Below are 17,377 nucleotides of genomic sequence, written 5' to 3'. Positions count from 1 at the left end.
GCGTGAGCGCCGATATCCTGCACCGGCTGGTTACCCTCAGCGACGAAGCGCGTCAACTGCTGCGCACCCCGCGCGAACCGGTCGAGCCGCCGATTCGCGCCGAACTGTTCGGAACCCAGCGCTTCGAGGCGCACGGTCGCAGTCTGGCCCGGGCGCAGGCGATTCAAGACCCGGGCAGCAGGCCGCGCAGCCAACCCTTCTTTCCTCGCGTCGACGAAAACCTTGCATCGCTGCGGCAAGCTTTCGACTACATCGCGCTGACCTCCCGCAGCGGCCGCTATGTGTCACCTGCGGCCGAATGGCTGCTGGACAACTTCCACCTGATCGAAGCGCAGCTGCAGCAGATCCGCGAGGGCGTGCCGCGCAGCTACTACGCGCATCTGCCCAAGCTCGCTGCGCCGCCGCTCGCGGGCCTGCCGCGCGTCTACGGCATTGCCTGGGCCTACGTCGCGCACACCGACAGCGTGCTCAACGCCGAGCTGTTCACCGCGTTCCTCAATGCCTACCAGGAGGTGGACGAGCTGACGCTCGGCGAGCTCTGGGCCTTGCCGACCACACTGCGCGTGGTGCTGCTTGAAAACCTGCGCCGGGTTGCCGAGCAGATCGCGCGCAACAAGGTCGCGCGCGAAGTGGCGCATGCAACCTGGGATGCCGCCGATGCGCTCACCACACCGGAGCTCGATGTGCTGGGCCGCCTGCTGCAAAGCCAGGGCCTGAGCGACAGCTATCTGCTGCAGCTCTGGCAACGGCTCCCGGTCGAGCGCGGCGACAACGCGAGCGCACTGGTGCGCTGGACCGAACAGCACTGCCCGAACGGGCCGGCGCTGATCGACCAGGCGCAGATCGCCGCCGTCGCGGCGAACATCACCGTCGGCAACATCATCACGACGCTGCGCATGATCGGCCAGGTCGAATGGTCGGACCTGATCGAGCCGGTCAGCCCCTCGCTGCGTGTGCTGCGCGAACTCCCGAGCTTCGGCCGCGAAAGCGAACTCACGCGCCAGCAGATCACCCATGCGATGGAGCAGGTCGCGCGCCAGAGCGGCCGGCCCGAACGCAAGGTGGCGCAGGCGGTGGTGCGGCGGGCTCGCATGGAATACGCCGGCAGCCTGGTCGACGCACCGATGGCCGATGCCGACGCGCGCGCCGAACGCACGGCCGGCTACCATCTGATGGGGCCAGGCCGACCAGCCCTGATGGAGGCGCTGCGCAACACTGGCACAACGGATGGAATCGACGCTTCCCCCTGGCGGCCCGCATTCCACAACTGGCGACTGGCGCTGTACCTGCTCGCGGTGCTCGGCGGCACCGGCCTGGCGATCGCCGCGGCAGTCCACCACCTGCACAGCACCCATTGGCCCGAGGTCGGCGCGGCCGGCTGGCTGACCGGCCTTGCCCTGCTGCTTATGGCATTGCCGCTGTCGGAAGCCGTGATCGCGCTGGTGCACCGGATCGTCGCCGAGTCGGCGCGCGTGCAGCCGCTGCCGCGGCTTGATTTCGCTGCGGGCATTCCAGCTGCGCACCGCGTGCTGGTCGTGATTCCAACGCTGCTGGGATCGCCCGCCAGCAATGCCCGGCTGGTACGCCAGCTCGAGCTGCACTGGCTCGCAAACCGCGAAGAGGCGGCCCAGTTCGCGCTGTTGACCGACTGGGCCGACAGCGCCCAGGCCAGCCTGCCGGAAGACGCTGCGCTGCTGGTCGATGCGCAACAGCGCATCGATGCGCTGAATGCGCGCTACCCCTCCCGCACCGAGGCGCTACCGCGCTTCGTGTTGCTGCACCGTCCGCGCATCTGGAGCGAGACCGAGCAACGCTGGATGGGCTGGGAGCGCAAGCGCGGCAAGCTCGAGATGCTGCTGCGCCTGCTCGCGACCGGCGATCGCAGCGGCTTCGTGCAGGGCACTGCCGGTGCCCTGCTCGCCGTGCGCACCCCCTATGTGGTCACGCTCGACAGCGACACCGGCCTGCCGCCGGGCACGCTGCGCGAACTGGTGGCCGTGGCCGCGCACCCCCTGAACGCGCCGCAGATAGACGCGGCCCAGAATCGCGTGATCGCCGGCTTCGGCATCCTGCAGCCACGCATCGTCACGCCGCTGCCGGCGCGGTCGGAACGCTCGCTGTTCCACTGGCTCTTCGCCGGCCGCTGCGGCATCGACCCGTACAGCAGTGGCGCCTCCGACATCTACCAGGACCTGTTCGGCACCGGCTCGTTCACCGGCAAAGGCCTGCTCAACGTGCGCGCGGTGCACGCGGTGCTCGACCGGCGTTTGCCCGACGGTGCGGTGCTGAGCCACGATCTGCTCGAAGGCTCGGTCGCGCGCTGCGCGCTGGTCACCGACCTGCTACTCCTCGAAGACCATCCGCACCATGCGGGCGTGGCCGCGTCGCGCGTGCACCGCTGGACGCGCGGCGACTGGCAACTGCTGCCGCTGATGCTGCGTGCGCGCCACTTCGGCATCGACGCGCTCGGTCTCTGGAAGATGAGCGATAACCTGCGCCGCGCGCTGGTGCTGCCGGCATCGGCGGCCTTGCTCGGCATCAGCCTCTTCACCGATGCGGTGCCGGTCGCGCTGGCATTGATCGCCGTCGGCGCTGCGCTGCTGCTGGGCCCCTTGCTCGGCGCCCTGGCCGGCCTGGTGCCGACGCGCCGGCGCATCGAGCTGCGCCATTTCTTCGATGTCGGCGCGGTCGACCTGTTGCGTGGACTGGCCAGCGCGGCATGGCAGTTCAGCCAGCTCTTCGCGCAGGCCTGGCTGCTGATGAACGCAACCGCGCGTGCCGGCTGGCGCCTGCTCGTGAGCCGACGTCATCTGCTCGAATGGACCACCGCCGACCAGGCGCAGACGCAGGCGCGCTACTCGCTCGGCGCTTTTCTGCGCGGCGGACTCTGGCCCGGCGCGTTCTGCATCGTGCTGGCCGTGCTGGCGCTGCGCAGCCCGCACCCCTGGTTCGGCGGCCTGCTGTTTGCGCTGTGGGCCTGCGCACCTTTGGTCGCGTGGTGGACCAGCCGCGCGCCGCCACAAGCCGGCGCCGAGGCCACACTGCCGGCTGCGCAGCGCGACTACCTGGCCACGGTCGCGCGCGACACCTGGCGCTTCTTCGAACACGTGGTCGGGGCCGAAGACAACCACCTGCCGCCCGACAACCTGCAGCTCGAGCCCGAGAGCACGGTCGCGCACCGCACCTCGCCCACCAACATCGGCATGTACCTGCTGTCGGCCTGCTGCGCGCGCGAGTTCGGCTGGATCGACAACGCGGCGCTGAGGGCACGGCTCGCAGCCACGCTGGCCACCGTGGATCGCCTCCAGAAGCACGATGGCCACCTGTTCAACTGGTACGACACGCGCACGCTCGCGCTGCTGCCGCCGGCCTATGTCTCGAGCGTGGACAGTGGCAACCTGGCCGGCCACCTGATGACAACGGCGCAGGCGTGCCGCGGTTTCGCCGAGGGCCGCGACGCGGCCCTGATGGCGCTCGCGGCGCGCTGCGATGCACTGTGCGATGCAATGAACTTCCGCGGCCTCTACAACGCGAAGCGGCACCTGTTCCACATTGGCCTGCGCGTCGAAGACAACGCACTCGACGTGAGCTACTACGACTTGCTGGCGTCCGAATCACGCCTGTTGAGTTTCATCGCTATCGCCAAGGGCGACGTGCCGCGCCGGCACTGGAGCGCGATCGGGCGGCCTTTCCTCTCGGTCGGCATTCAGCCGGGGCTGAAGTCGTGGTCGGGCTCGATGTTCGAGTACCTGATGCCTGCGCTGGTCATGCCCGAGCCGGACGAAGGTCTGCTGCAGGTAGCCAACCTCGCGGCCATCCGGGAGCAGCAGGTGTTCGGCGCGGCGCAGCAGTTGCCCTGGGGTGTTTCCGAATCGGCCTACTTCGCGCAGGATCATTCGCTGGCCTACCAGTACTCGCCGTTCGGCGTGCCGCGACTCGCGTTGCGCCGCACGCCGCTCACCGACCGGGTGGTGGCGCCCTATGCAAGCCTGATGGCCGCGCAACTCGCGCCGCTGCCGGCGGTGCGCAACCTGCAGCTGCTCGAATCGCTCGGCGCACGCGGCGAGATGGGCTTCTTCGACGCGGTCGACTTCACCGTGTCGCGCCAGGCCGAAGGCCAGGCCTTCAGCGTGGTGCGCAACTTCATGGCGCACCACCAGGGCATGTCGCTGGTGGCGCTGTGCAACCTGCTGTGCACCGAGGCGCCGCGTCGCTGGTTCGGCGGCACTGCGCTGGCGCAAGCGCATGAGGCCTTGCTGCACGAGCGCACGCCGCGCCAGATCATCGGCAGCGCCGACCCGCGCACGCCGCCCGAACCGGCCGAAGGGGAAGCGCCCCCGGTGTTCCAGCCGCGCACGGTCGATCCCACGCTGCCGGGCTTCCAGCCCACGCACCTGCTGTCGAATGGCCGCTACACCGTGGCATTGCGGGCCAACGGCGCCGGCGTGAGCCGCTGGCACGCGTTCAACGTGAGCCGCTGGCGCGACGACCCGCTGCGCGACGCCTACGGCACCTTTGTCTACGTGCGCGATGGCCGCAGCCGCACGCTGACCTCGCTCACTGCCCTGCCGGCACCAGGCGAGCAATGGCGCTACCGCACCCGCTTCCTGGCGGACCAGGTGCAGTTCGACGCCAAGGGGCCGGGCCTGGAGGTGCGCAGCACGGTGCTGATCAGCCCCGAAGACGACACCGAGCTGCGCACCGTGACGCTGCACAACACGGGCCGCGAAACGCGCGATCTGGAGTTGATCTCGTACTTCGAACCCGTGCTGTCGAACCCGAAGGCCGACGAAGCGCACCCGGCCTTTGCCAACCTGTTCGTCCAAACCCGCTGGGAACCGGCCTGGCGGGCGCTGCTGTTGTCGCGCAAGCCGCGCCTGCACGGCGACCCGGTGGTGGCGGCGGCGCATTTTGTCGCGTCGGTCGATGCCAATGTGCTGTCGGTCGACTGCATGGCCGACCGGCGCGCCTTCATCGGCCGCAACGGCAGGCTCGTGATGCCGGCGTTGGATGCGCAACCGCTGGCGGCCGACGGCAGCCCGGTCAACGGACTCGACCCGATCGCCTGCCTGCGCGTGCGCCTGTCGATCGCGGCCGGCGCCACCGCGCGCGTGACCTTCGCCACCGCCGCGGCCGACGACGTCGAAGCGCTGGAGCCGATGATCGACCGCTACCTGCAGTCGATGCACGTCGAGCGCGCCAGCCGCATGGCCGCCACGCTGGCGCAGGTGCGGCTGCGCGACCTCAGCATCGCGCCGGCGCAGAACCTCGCGCTGCAGGATCTGACCACCATCCTGACCTACACCACGCCGCGCGTGATGAGCGACCGCGGGCTGATCGACCTGCGCCAGATCTGGCGCTTCGGCATCTCGGGCGACAAGCCGATCCTGCTGGTGCACATCCATTCGAACATCGGCATGGGCCTGATCAACACCCTGCTGCGCGCGCAGCCCTGGTGGGGCTTCGGCGGCGTGGCCTGCGACCTGGTGGTGCTGAACGCGGAGCCGGGCTCCTACCTGATGCCGCTGCAGCGCGAGATCGAGACCCTGCGCACCCGCATCGGCCTGCAGACGCAGAACAGTTTTCCGCGCAACGACTCGGCTGGCTTCTTCCTGCTGCGCGACATCGAGGTCGCGCCCTCGGAAAGAGCCGCGCTGTCGAGCCTGGCGCGCGTGGTGTTCACGGCCGACGGCCGGCCGCTCGAAGTGCAGGTGACCGCAGTGCGCGAATCGGCTTTCGCAGCCATCCCGGTCGGCGATGCGGCGCTGCCGGAGCGCGTGCCGTTGCTGGCCCGCCCGGATGCCGCCGAACTGGCGGACTTCGTGCGTGCGCCGGTGGGCGGCTTCGACGCCGACAGCGGCGAGTTCCGCTTCGAGGTGGACCTCAACCATCGCACGCCGCGCCCCTGGATCAACGTGATCGCCAATGCCGGCTTCGGCTTCCAGATTTCGGAAGCGGGCGCCGGCTACACCTGGGCGCGCAACAGCCAGATGCATCAGCTCACGCCCTGGTCGAACGACCCGGTGCAGGACCCGGCCTTCGAGCACTACCTGCTGCAGGATCTGGACACGCGCGAGCTGATTCCGCTCACGCCGGCCAGCCGCGGCAGCGGCCACGCGCGGCACCGCGTACGGCACGGCCAGGGCTACACCGTGTTCGAGTGCCTGCACCGCAACCTGGTGCTGGAGACCACCTTCTTCGCTGACCGCGACGACAGCGTGAAGCTGGTTCAGGTGAAGGTGCGGCACGAAGGCGTCGGCCACCGGCGGCTGCGCGCGCTGGCGATGGTCGAGTGGCAACTGGGCCCGGTGCGCGGCACCCGGCGCACGGTGCACTGCTGGAAGCCCGACGAACTGCCGGCGGTATTCGGGCAGCAGCGCGAGTCGAGCACCGGCTTCGGCGGCAGCACCGGCTTCCTGATGCTGGCCGGCCTGCAGGGCGTCGCGCAGTGGACCTGCGATCGCGGCGAGTTCTTCAGCGGCGGCAGCGTGGAGATTCCCGACACGCTCGGGCGGCGCGCCGGCAGCGGGCTCGACGCCTGCGCCGCGATCGGTGGCGAGTTCGCGCTCGCGCCGGGCCAGAGCGTGAGCTTTGCCTACGCGCTCGGCCATGCGGGCGACGCCGTGGCCGCCGTGCAGCTCGCAGCCCGATGGCAGCAGCGCGACATTGCCGCTGCGCTTGCGCAGGTGCGCGGCTTCTGGGACGAGTTGCTGGGCCGCGTGCAGGTGCGCACGCCCGACCCGCTGTTCGACGCGCTGGTCAACCGCTGGTTGCTCTACCAGACGCTGGGCTGCCGGCTCTGGTCGAAGGCCGGTTTCTACCAGGCCGGTGGCGCCTTCGGTTTTCGCGACCAGTTGCAGGACGCGATGGCCTTCGCGTCGATCGACCCGGCGCGGCTGCGCGAGCAGATCCTGGTCAGCGCCGCGCGGCAGTTTCCCGAAGGCGACGTGCAGCACTGGTGGCACATGCCCGGCGGTGCCGGCGTGCGCACTCATTTTTCGGACGACCTGCTGTGGCTGCCGTACGCCTGCACCCACTACGTCGAAGCGACCGCCGACACCGGCCTGCTGAACCAGCGCGTGCACTTCATCGACGGTGCGCAGATTCCGCCCGGCGCCGAGGATGCCTACTACGCGCCGCAGGTCAGCCTGCAGAGCGCCAGCGTTTACGAGCACGGCGCACGCGCGATCGACCACAGCCTGACGCAAGGCACGCACGGCCTGCCGCTGATGGGCACGGGCGACTGGAACGACGGCATGAACCGCGTCGGCCACGAAGGCCGCGGCGAATCTGTCTGGCTCGCGTGGTTCCTGTGCAGCGTGGTCGAACGCTACGCACCGCTGGCCGAAGCGCGCGGCGAGCACGAGCGGGCGGCGCGCTGGCAGGCGGCCCGGCAGGGCTGGATCGCGGCGCTGCACGATGCGGGCTGGGACGGCGCCTGGTTCCGCCGCGCCTTCTTCGACAACGGCGCGCCGCTCGGTTCGTCCGTCAACGACGAGTGCCGCATCGACCTGATCGCGCAGGCCTGGTCGGTGCTGTCGGGCGCCTCGCAGCCGCGCTATACCGACGCCGCCATGGCCTCGATGCAGCAGCAGCTCAGCGACGACAAGGCCGGCCTGCTGCGCCTGCTGACACCGCCGTTCGAGCATTCGGCTCCCAGCCCGGGCTACATCCAGGCCTACCCGCCGGGCGTGCGGGAAAACGGCGGCCAGTATTCGCATGGTGCGGTGTGGGCGCTGATGGCGCAGGCGCTGCAGGGTGACCACGAAGCGGCATGGCGCAGTTTCGAGGGGCTCAGCCCGGCGCACCGCGCCCGGCATCCCGAGCGCGGGCCGGCGTACGAGCTAGAGCCCTACGTGATGGCCGGCGACACCTACGGCGCCGCGCCCTATGTGGGCCGCGGCGGCTGGAGCTGGTACACCGGCTCGGCCGCATGGATGCACCGCGCCGCGGTGGAAACGCTGCTCGGGCTGGAGCTGCGCGGTGCGCAGTTGCGCGTAACGCCGCGCGTGCCGGCGCACTGGCCGGGCTTCGAGATCGCATTGCGGCTCGACGGCCGCGAACTCACGGTGCACTACGGCGACACCGGCAGCGAAGCAGCGGCCACGCACTCTATCGAGGCCGGCAAATGGATCGACTGGCACGCGCTGCCCGCGCGTGCCGTGGTGCGTGTCCTGCTGCTGAACTGACGAGCGCGCTGCGCGTTCGTCAGAGGCCTTTTTCGACCATGTCCAGCAGCCGCTGGCCGAGCGCTTCGATCTGCGCACCGGGCATGCCGCGCAACGGGCCGTCGATCATCAGCATCGCCAGCCCGTGCACCGCTGCCCATGCGATGAATTCGGCGCCGGGGCGACGCTCGCCCGGCAGCACGCCGGCATCGACCAAGCGATCCAGCGCAGCGCCCAGCAGCTCGAACGGGTTGAGCCCGCTGGGCCCGCCTGCAGCCGGCCCCGCAGTCAGTGCCCCCAACACTTCGGGCTCGGCGAAAAAGGCGGTTCGGAACAGCCCGGTTTCCTGCTGCGCAAACCGCATGTAGCCGGCGCCGATGGCGCGCAGCCCTGCGCGCGCCACCTCGGCGGGCGGGCCACCGGCGGGCACGGCGGCCAGCTCGGTTTCCATCGACAGCGCAACCGCGGCCAGCGCAGCAGCGCGCACCTCGCGCAGCAGATCGAGGCGGCTCGCGAAATGCCGGTACGCGGCGTTCGGCACCACGCCGGCGCGCCGCGTGGCCTCGCGCAGCACCACGGCGTCAGGCCCCCCGCCCCGCGCCAGTTCAATGCCGGCGTCGAGCAATGCGCGCCGCAAGTCGCCATGGCGGTAGCTGCTGCGGGCCGGCGGAGGGGTCGGTGAAAAACTCATTTGCACTTTGAATGTGGACAGTGTTAATTGTGTCTGCTATCTTTTGTGGACGGCGTACACAAATACGAAAAATTCAACCTGAAGGAAACACGATGAGCACCAAGATGTTTGTGAACCTGCCGGTGAAAGACCTCGACCGCACGGTCGCTTTCTTCACCGCGCTGGGTTTCAAGTTCAATCCGCAGTTCACCGACAAGAACGCCACCTGCATGATCGTCAGCGAAGAGGCTTTCGTGATGCTGCTGGTCGAGCCGTTCTTCAAGGGCTTCACGCCCAAGCCGATCAGCGACGCGAAGAAGAGCACCGAGGTGCTGTTGTGCCTGTCGGCCGAGCGCCGCGCCGATGTCGACGACATGGTTGCCAAGGCCATCGCCGCCGGTGGCCGTGCGCCGAACAAGCCGCAGGACCACGGCTTCATGTACCAGCACGGCTTCGAGGATCTCGACGGCCACCTCTGGGAGGTCGCCTACATGGACATGAGCGCAATGCCCGCCACCCCCTGACCCTCTCGCCACCCCAAGGAGACCACCATGCAAGTCCAGTCCTATCTCTTCTTCGACGGCCGCTGCGAAGAGGCGCTCGAGTTCTACCGCAGCGCGCTCGGCGCCAAGGTCACGATGCTGATGCGCTACAAGGAGAGCCCCGACCCGGTGCCGCCCGGCATGTGCGCGCCCAACTCCGACGAGAAAGTGATGCACTCGGAATTCACCATCGGCGACACCAAGCTGATGGCATCCGACGGGTACGCCGGTGGCAAGCCGGAGTTCAAGGGTTTCTCGCTCTCGCTCGATGCCAAGGACGACGCCGATGCAAAGCGCCTGTTCGACACCCTGGCCGAAGGCGGCACGGTGCAGATGCCGCTCGGCAAGACCTTTTTCGCATCGTCTTTCGGCATGGTCGCCGACCGCTTCGGCATGGCGTGGATGGTGATCGTGCCGGCGCCTGAAGGCTGATGCGAACGAGCGCAGGGGCTGTCGCCCTGGAGCGCCCAAGTCACGGATCACGCCGGACGGTGACAGGCGCGTGTTGTGCCATCAGCTCAGCGACCCAATCGATGAACACGCGCAGCTTGGCGCTGACATGCCGGTTCGGCGGGAACGCAACGTACAGCGGCATCGGATCGAGTCGCCAGCCCTCGAACAGGGACACCAGTTCGCCGCGCGCCAGGTGCGCCTTGGACATGTAGTCCGGCAGCCAAAGGACTCCCAGGCCCGCCAGGCCGGCCGCGAGGTAGGCATTGCCGTCGTCGACCGAGAGCACGTAGCGGCCCTGCACTTCGATACTCTCGCCGTCGCGGTGCATGGCGTACGGAAGGGTCTTGCCGTTGCGTGACCACAGGAAGCCCACGATGCGGTGATGCGTGTCTTCCAGCTCTTGCGGGTGCGCGGGCGTGCCGGCGCGTTCCAGGTAGCTCGGCGCCGCGTAAACCCCGAGCTGCAGGTCGCCCACGCGGCGCGCCATCAGCGACTGGTCGGTGAGTTCGCCGCCGCGCACGACGCAGTCCACGTTCTCGTCGATCAGATCCACCATGCGATCGCTCACGCCCATGTCGAGCTGGATGTCGGGGTGGTGCGCGTGAAATGCCGGCAATGCGGGCACCAGAATCATGCGAGCCAGTGGACTGGGCACATCCACCCGCAGCCTGCCCCTGGGCGACGCCGAGGCGCTAGACAGGCTGGTCTCGGCATCGTCCATATCGGCGAGCAGGCGCAACACGCGCTCGTAGTAGGCCGCGCCATCGGCCGTGACGTTGACCTTGCGCGTGGTGCGGTTGAGCAGCTTGACGCGCAGCCGTGCTTCCAGCTGCTGCACCAGCTGCGTCACGCTGGTCTTGCTCATGTGCAGTGTCTCGGCCGCCTTGGTGAAGCTGCCTGCTTCCACCACGCGAGCAAATGCCTGCATCGCATCAAAACGGTCCATCTCTGCTCCAGATGCTTCGAAGATTGTTTGGATTCTGCAAACAGTGATTGTTGGCCTTGCCCGTTTATCCGGGAGGCACGGATCCCTAAAGTCCCTTCATCGCTATCACCGGGTCGGCTTCGACCCATTCAAGAAAGAAGGCAATCCATGACTCAGCGTGACGTCGTTTTTCCGGCCGGGCGCCAGGCGCTCTACGAAAAGAATCGCTACTCGCCGGCGATCCGATCCAATGGCTTTCTGTTCGTTTCGGGGCAAGTTGGCAGCCGCCCGGACGGCTCACCCGAGCCCGACCTGGAAGCGCAGGTTCGGCTTGCGTTCGACAATCTGAATGCGATCCTGGCGGCTGCGGGCTGCACGTTCGACGACGTGGTTGACGTAACCGTCTTCATCGTCGATCCCGAATCGAACTTCGACACGATCTGGAAGTTGGTGCCTGAGTATTGGGGCAACGCACCGCACCCGACGCTGACCGGCATCGGCGTGACGTGGCTCTATGGCTTCAAGTTCGAGATCAAGGTGATCGCGAAGCTTCCGGGGACCAGCGACGGCTGATATGGCCGACGGTGCCGAGCAGGTATTGGAATCGGCGGCGCAAGCAACTTGCATCAGCGCGGTCAATCCCGTACGCTGGCCCGGCGTCCGCGCGCAACACTCGAGCCCTTGCGGGCCGCCGGGCCGGCCTTGCGGACGCGCAAAGGAGTCCAGCCATGCCAAGCCGATCGAACGGCCTCGCGGCCGAAATGGAAGCAGTGCGAACGCTGGCGTTCGTCGGCGCCGCGGCCGCCGGCAAGAGTTCCCTCGCCGAGGCCTTGTTGTACAAGGCGGGTGCCATCGGAGCGTGCGGCAGCATCGAGCGCGGCAGCACCGTCAGCGACCACGACCCGCTGGAGCGCCGCATGCAGCACTCGCTCAACGCATCGGTGATGCACCTCACGCATGCCGGCACGCGCATCCACTTCATCGACACGCCCGGCGGCCCCGACTTCCTCGGCCAGAGCCTGCCGGCGCTGGAGGCTGTCGAAACGGTGGCGGTGGTCATCAATGCCGCCACCGGCATCGAGCCGATGACGGTGCGCATGATGGCGTACGCGGCCTCGCGCCACCTCACTCGCATGATCATCGTCAACAAGATCGACTCGCAGGGCGTCTCGCTGGCGGGCCTGCTGGCCGACATCCAGGCGACCTTCGGCCGCGAATGCCTGCCGCTGAACCTGCCTGACGGGGTCGGCAGGCAGGTGATCGACTGCTTCTTCAACCGCTTCGGGCGCTCAGACTTCGGCCCCGTCGAAGCGGCGCACCGCGCGCTGGTGGAGCAGGTGGTCGAGGTCGATGCGGCCTTCGTCGACCGCTACCTCGAGGAGGGCGACGTGGACCCGTCCGAGCTGCATGCGCCGCTCGAGCAGGCGCTGCGCGAAGGCCACCTGATCCCCGTGTGCTTCGTCTCGTCGCGCAGCGGCGCCGGCGTGGCCGAGCTGCTGGACGTGATCGTCAAGCTCCTGCCCGACCCGACCGAGGCCAACCCGCCGGAGTTCATCGTCGGCGAGGGTGCACAGGCCCAGCCCATGCAGGCCAAGCCCGACCCAACGCTGCACGTGCTGGCGCATGTGTTCAAGGTCACGATCGACCCTTATGTCGGCAAGATGGGCATCTTTCGCGTGCACCAGGGCACGCTCACGCGCGACAGCCAGCTCTACATCGGCGACGGCCGCAAGCCCTTCAAGGTGGGGCACCTGTTCATGCTCCAGGGCAAGGACCATGTCGAGGTGTCGCACGCGGTGCCGGGCGACATCGTGGCGGTGGCCAAGGTCGACGAAATCCATTTCGATGCTGTGCTGCACGATGCGGCCGAAGACAGCCATGTGCATCTCGCGCCGCTGGCGTTTCCGGTGCCGGTGTACGGCCTGGCCGTGGAGCCCAAGCGCCATGGCGACGAGCAACGCGCCTGGGAGATCCTCGGCAAGCTCACCGCCGAGGATCCGTGCCTGCGTATCGAGCACGTGGCCGCGACCAACGAGACGGTCCTCTACGGGCTCGGCGAGCTTCACCTGCGCATCGTGCTCGAGCGCCTGCGTGAGGTGTACCGCTTCGAGGTCCAGACGCGATCGCCGCGCATCGCCTACCGCGAGACCGTGACCGCGCCCGCCGAGGGCCACCACCGCCACAAGAAGCAGACCGGCGGCGCCGGCCAGTTCGCCGAAGTCTTCCTGCGCATAGAGCCGCTCGCGCGCGGCGCGGGGTTCGAGTTCGCGGACGAAGTCCGGGGCGGCGCGATCCCGGGCCAGTTCATCCCCGCTGTCGAGAAAGGCGTGCGCGAGGTGCTGGCGTGCGGCGCCATCGCCGGCTACCCCGTGGTCGACGTGCGCGTCGTGGTGCACGACGGCAAGCACCACAGCGTCGACAGCAAGGACATCGCCTTCGCGACCGCCGGCCGCAAGGCCTTCATGGCTGCGATCCGTGAGGCCCGGCCTGTCGTGCTCGAGCCGATCGTCCAGATCGAGATCGCGATGCCTGAGCATTCTGTCGGCGATGTCACGAGCGACCTGTCGTCGCGGCGCGGCCTGGTCACTGGCACATCGGGCATGGGGGTCGGCACAGTGGCCATCGGCGGGCAGGTGCCCGAGGCCGAGCTGGCCAACTACCAGTCGCGGCTCAATGCGATGACCAGCGGCCAGGGCCGGTACACCATCGCGTTGTCGCACTACGAAGCCGTGCCGCCGACCGTTCAGCAGACGCTGATGGGCCAGTACCGGGTGCGCGAAGACGAGTAGGCTCGCCCGCCTCCGAAGGTCAGCTCAGCGTGGCGCCTTGCGTGGCACTCGGCACGTCACTTCCCGGCATCGCGTCCGGCAACTCGTGCTGCGGGCCACCGCTGGCTTCCAGAACTGGCCGGGCGGCGTGGGAAGCGTGATCCTCTGACTTGCCGGACAGGTAGTCGCGCCACACCAGCGGCAGGATCCCGCCGTGACGCCAGTAGTCGACGTCCTCAGCGGTGTCGAGGCGGATGACCAGCGGCACGCTGGTGGTGGTCCCGTCGGCACGATGCACCTTCGCATCGATGCGGCCCAGCACGTCCAGCTTTTCGGCCAGCCCGGGAATGTCAATGACTTCGCTGCCATCGAGGCCAAGCGATTCGGCCGTGGTCCCCGGCTCGAACTGCAGCGGCAGCACACCCATACCGACCAGGTTGGTGCGGTGGATGCGTTCAAAGCTTTCCGCGACTACGGCCTTCACGCCCAGCAGCGCGACGCCCTTGGCTGCCCAGTCGCGGGATGAGCCGCAACCGTAGTTCTTGCCTGCGATCACCGCCAAGGGCACCTCGCGCTGCAGGTATTGCTCGGCCGCCTCGAAGACGCGCATCTGCGTGCCCTCGGGCATGAGCCGAGTCACGCCGCCTTCGACGCCCGGGGTGATCCGGTTGCGCAGGCGGATGTTGGCGAAGGTCGCCCGAACCGCCACGTCATGGTTGCCGCGTCGCGTTGTGTAGTTGTTGAAGTTGCGCTTCTCGACGCCCTTGGACAACAGGAAGTCGGCCGCCGGCGTGCCGAGGCTGATGGCGCCCGAGGGCGAAATGTGATCGGTCGTGACCGAGTCGCCCAGGATGACCAGCGGCCGCATGCCAAGAATGTCCTGCACCGGTGCCGCTTCGCGCGACAGGTTCTCGAAATACGGCGGACGGCGCACGTAGGTGCTCGCGTCCTGCCATTGGAAGCGTTCGCTGCGCTCGCCGGCCAGTGCATCCCATGCCGCGCCGCCGTCGAAAAGATCGGCGTATTTCTCACGGAACAGCTGCGGTTCGTAGGCGCCATCGACCGCGGCCGAGACCTCGAGAGCGGTGGGCCAGACATCGCGCATGTAAACAGGCTCCCCGTCGCTGCCGATGCCGATCGGCTCACGCGTCACGTCGACCGTTAGCGACCCAGTCAGGGCGTAGATCACCACCAGCGCGGGAGAGCCCAGATAGGCGGCCCGAACGTTCGGATGGATGCGGCCCTCGAAGTTGCGATTGCCTGAGAGCACGGCCGTACCGACGAGCCTCTCTTTCTCTATCGCTTCGACCACGTTGTCGGGCAGCGGGCCCGAGCCGCCGTTGCAGGTCGTGCAGCCGAAGCCGGCGATGTTGAAGCCCAGGGTGTCGAGCGCATCCTGCAGGCCCGCTTTCTCCAGCACGGCCGCCGTCACATGGCTGCCGGGCACCAGCGAGGTTTTGACCCAGGGCTGCGTCTTCAGGCCCAGCGCCACGGCCTTCTTTGCCACGAGGCCAGCCGCCATCATGTTGACCGGGTTCGCGGTGTTGGTGCAGCTGGTGATGGCAGCGATCAGAACCGCGCCATCACGCAGAGCGAAGTTCTCGCCGTTGACTGGCACCGCGCGTTGAGGATCGAGCGGCCGACCTGCGATGTCCTGATGGTGCTGCAAGAACGCGGTCGGCACGGTCTCAAGATCGAGATGGTCTTCCGGATTGCGCGGGCCGGCCAGGCACGGGCGGATCGTGTCGAGATCCAGCGTGACCACCGTGTCGAAGTGCGGCGCAGGGGTGTCGGCATTGCGCCAGAGCTTCTGTGCTTTGGCATAGGCTTCCACCAGTTCCAGCTGGGCTTCTTCGCGCCCGGTCATGCGCAGGTAATCCATTGTGCGGTCGTCGATAGGGAAGTAGACGGCCGTTGCACCGTACTCGGGGGCCATGTTGGCGATCATGCCGCGGTCGCCGAGCGACAACGCATCGAGGCCGTCGCCGAAGAACTCGACGAACTTGCCGACCACCCCCAAGTTGCGCATCTTCTGCGTGATGGCCAGCACCATGTCGGTCGGCAGCACGCCTTCGCGAAGCTTGCCCTTTACCTCCAGACCGATCACTTCGGGCAGCGCGAGCGCCACGGGCTTGCCCACCATCACAGCCTCGGCTTCGATGCCACCAACGCCCCAACCGAGCACGCCCAGGCCGTTGATCATCGGCGTGTGGCTGTCGGTGCCAACACAGGTGTCGGGGATCGCGAGCTCGCCCTCCGCGGTCTTCTCGGTCCATACCACCTTGCCGATGTACTCGAGGTGGATCTGATGCATGATCCCCTTGCCCGGCGGCACGATGCGCACCCCCTCGAAACTGCTGCTGCACCAACGCAGGAACGCGAAACGTTCGCCATTGCGTTCGTACTCCTTTTCCAGGTTGATGCGTCGCGCGTTCGGCGTGGCCCAGCTGTCGACCTGCAGCGAGTGGTCGATGATCACGTCGACCGGCACCTTCGGGCTGACCAGGGACGCATTGCCTCCAGCCTCGGCGACGGCATCGCGAATCCCGGCCATGTCGACCAGCATCACCTGGCCCAGGATGTCCTGGCCATAGACCCGAACCGGGTAAAAGCTGAGGCCGCTGCCAAGACGACGGGCAAGCAAGGCGTCGACCTCGGCATGCGTGTCGACGCCGCGGCTGGCCTGGCGCAGCAGGTTTTCCAGCAGGATGCGCAGCGAGAACGGGAGTTTCTCGACACCTTCGACATCACCGATGGAGACGTAGCGCACCGAACGGTTCGACAGGGCGAGCTGTCTGATCTGGGGTTGAAGTTTCATGGCTTTCTTTCGTGGGGCGCGCTTGCGTCGCCGAGAGTGCTGATCACATGAGGCCGACGTTGGTCATGACGGCTCGCAGGCGGGTGTGCTCGTCGTCGACGAATTTGCTGAACTCGTCACCAGTGATCACGCTGGGCGACCATGCGTTGGCCTTGACGGCGTCTTGCCAACCCTTCGTTCGGGTGGCGGCCAGCACGGCATCGGTGAGTTCCTTGCGCTGCGCGGGTGTCAGATTTGCTGCGCCATAGACACCGCGCCAGTTGCCGATCTGGATGTTGTAGCCCGCTTCCTTGAGCGTCGGGGCATCGACGCCGGCCATGCGCGTGGGCGAACCCACGGCGAGCACGCGGAACTGGCCGGACTCGACGTATTTCGAGAGTTCGGCGTATCCACCGGTGATCGCCGTGATGTGGCCGCCCAGCGTGGCGGAGACCACCTCACCGCCGCCACCGAACGGGACATAGTTCACCTTGGCCATCGGCACCCCGGCGGCGCCCGCCAGTTCGCCCACGCCGATGTGGTCGACCGAGCCCTTCGAACCACCGCCCCATTTCACGCTGGCAGGGTTCTTCTTGAAGTCCGACATGAGCTCATCGAAGGACTTGTGCGGTGCGTCCTTGCGCACGGCGATCACGTTGTATTCGGTGAAGAGCCGGGCGATCGGCGTCACGTTGGCCAAGGTGATCTGCGGCTTGTTCTGCACGATCCCGGTGACCATGATCGCGCCCACCACGCACAGGGCGTTGGGATCGCCCTTGGAGCTGTTGACGAACTGCGCCAGACCGAGCGTGCCGCCCGCACCGTTCTTGTTGTCATACATCGTGCTCTTGGCGACGTTGGCTTCGGTCAGCGCTTTGCCAAGCGTGCGGGCGGTCTGGTCGTATCCACCACCGGGCGAGCCGGGGGCCATGAAACGCACAGTCTCCAGTGCATGGGCGGCCACGGCTGCAAACAGAGAGGCGGTCAGGGCCGCACTGCGGAGGGCTTTCTGAACTTTCATCGATGTCTCCTGGGTGGGAATGGTTGGTAAAGC

General features: G+C 67.8%; 9 protein-coding genes. 5 read left to right on the top strand and 4 right to left on the bottom strand.

Annotated features, from left to right (window positions below; all coding sequences use genetic code 11):
- Positions 1-2: 2 nt before the first annotated feature.
- Entirely contained in the window at positions 3-8,189 is an 8,187-nt protein-coding gene (locus QTI05_RS14145) for a GH36-type glycosyl hydrolase domain-containing protein (RefSeq protein ID WP_286621860.1), read from the top strand.
- Between the two features lie 19 nt (positions 8,190-8,208).
- Here the strand turns inward: QTI05_RS14145 and QTI05_RS14140 are convergent, their stop codons facing one another.
- Complete coding sequence (locus QTI05_RS14140) at positions 8,209-8,859, bottom strand: TetR/AcrR family transcriptional regulator (RefSeq protein WP_286621858.1); 651 nt, start codon at positions 8,857-8,859, stop codon at positions 8,209-8,211.
- 92 nt (positions 8,860-8,951) lie between these two features.
- Here QTI05_RS14140 and QTI05_RS14135 point away from each other — a divergent pair, with 92 nt between their 5' ends.
- Together QTI05_RS14135 and QTI05_RS14130 are read left to right on the top strand one after the other, a co-directional pair.
- Complete coding sequence (locus QTI05_RS14135) at positions 8,952-9,362, top strand: VOC family protein (protein WP_286545503.1); 411 nt, start codon at positions 8,952-8,954, stop codon at positions 9,360-9,362.
- A 27-nt stretch (positions 9,363-9,389) separates the two neighbouring features.
- Positions 9,390-9,812: a VOC family protein gene (locus QTI05_RS14130; RefSeq protein ID WP_286621856.1), complete on the top strand. Its 423-nt coding sequence runs from the start codon at positions 9,390-9,392 to the stop codon at positions 9,810-9,812.
- A 40-nt stretch (positions 9,813-9,852) separates the two neighbouring features.
- On the opposite strand, the gene QTI05_RS14125 is transcribed toward QTI05_RS14130, so the two are convergent.
- Entirely contained in the window at positions 9,853-10,779 is a 927-nt protein-coding gene (locus tag QTI05_RS14125; RefSeq protein ID WP_286621855.1) for a LysR family transcriptional regulator, read from the bottom strand.
- 147 nt (positions 10,780-10,926) lie between these two features.
- Here QTI05_RS14125 and QTI05_RS14120 point away from each other — a divergent pair, with 147 nt between their 5' ends.
- Together QTI05_RS14120 and fusA are read left to right on the top strand one after the other, a co-directional pair.
- Positions 10,927-11,331: a RidA family protein gene (locus QTI05_RS14120; RefSeq protein WP_286545500.1), complete on the top strand. Its 405-nt coding sequence runs from the start codon at positions 10,927-10,929 to the stop codon at positions 11,329-11,331.
- Between the two features lie 155 nt (positions 11,332-11,486).
- On the top strand, positions 11,487-13,547 hold the full coding sequence (fusA, locus tag QTI05_RS14115; RefSeq protein WP_286545499.1) for an elongation factor G: 2,061 nt from the start codon (positions 11,487-11,489) through the stop codon (positions 13,545-13,547).
- Between the two features lie 19 nt (positions 13,548-13,566).
- On the opposite strand, the gene acnA is transcribed toward fusA, so the two are convergent.
- The gene (gene acnA, locus QTI05_RS14110) at positions 13,567-16,344 is read right to left on the bottom strand and encodes an aconitate hydratase AcnA (protein ID WP_286621853.1); all 2,778 of its coding nucleotides are present in this window, start codon (positions 16,342-16,344) and stop codon (positions 13,567-13,569) included.
- A 43-nt stretch (positions 16,345-16,387) separates the two neighbouring features.
- Positions 16,388-17,344 (bottom strand): Bug family tripartite tricarboxylate transporter substrate binding protein, encoded by a 957-nt coding sequence (locus tag QTI05_RS14105; RefSeq protein WP_286621852.1) that lies wholly within the window; start codon positions 17,342-17,344, stop codon positions 16,388-16,390.
- Positions 17,345-17,377: the final 33 nt, after the last annotated feature.

This window comes from Variovorax fucosicus (assembly GCF_030316825.1).
GTDB classification, from domain to species: Bacteria; Pseudomonadota; Gammaproteobacteria; order Burkholderiales; family Burkholderiaceae_C; genus Variovorax; species Variovorax fucosicus.
The sequence above is the reverse complement of the archived record's forward strand: the minus strand, read 5'-3'. Positions and strand labels throughout refer to the sequence as shown.

Coding starts and splice junctions, on each gene's coding strand:
- QTI05_RS14125 (WP_286621855.1), bottom strand. CDS start 10,779: ATGGACCGTTTTGATGCGATGCAGGCATTTGCTCGCGTGGTGGAAGCA.
- QTI05_RS14135 (WP_286545503.1), top strand. CDS start 8,952: ATGAGCACCAAGATGTTTGTGAACCTGCCGGTGAAAGACCTCGACCGC.
- fusA (WP_286545499.1), top strand. CDS start 11,487: ATGCCAAGCCGATCGAACGGCCTCGCGGCCGAAATGGAAGCAGTGCGA.
- QTI05_RS14130 (WP_286621856.1), top strand. CDS start 9,390: ATGCAAGTCCAGTCCTATCTCTTCTTCGACGGCCGCTGCGAAGAGGCG.
- acnA (WP_286621853.1), bottom strand. CDS start 16,344: ATGAAACTTCAACCCCAGATCAGACAGCTCGCCCTGTCGAACCGTTCG.
- QTI05_RS14105 (WP_286621852.1), bottom strand. CDS start 17,344: ATGAAAGTTCAGAAAGCCCTCCGCAGTGCGGCCCTGACCGCCTCTCTG.
- QTI05_RS14140 (WP_286621858.1), bottom strand. CDS start 8,859: ATGAGTTTTTCACCGACCCCTCCGCCGGCCCGCAGCAGCTACCGCCAT.
- QTI05_RS14120 (WP_286545500.1), top strand. CDS start 10,927: ATGACTCAGCGTGACGTCGTTTTTCCGGCCGGGCGCCAGGCGCTCTAC.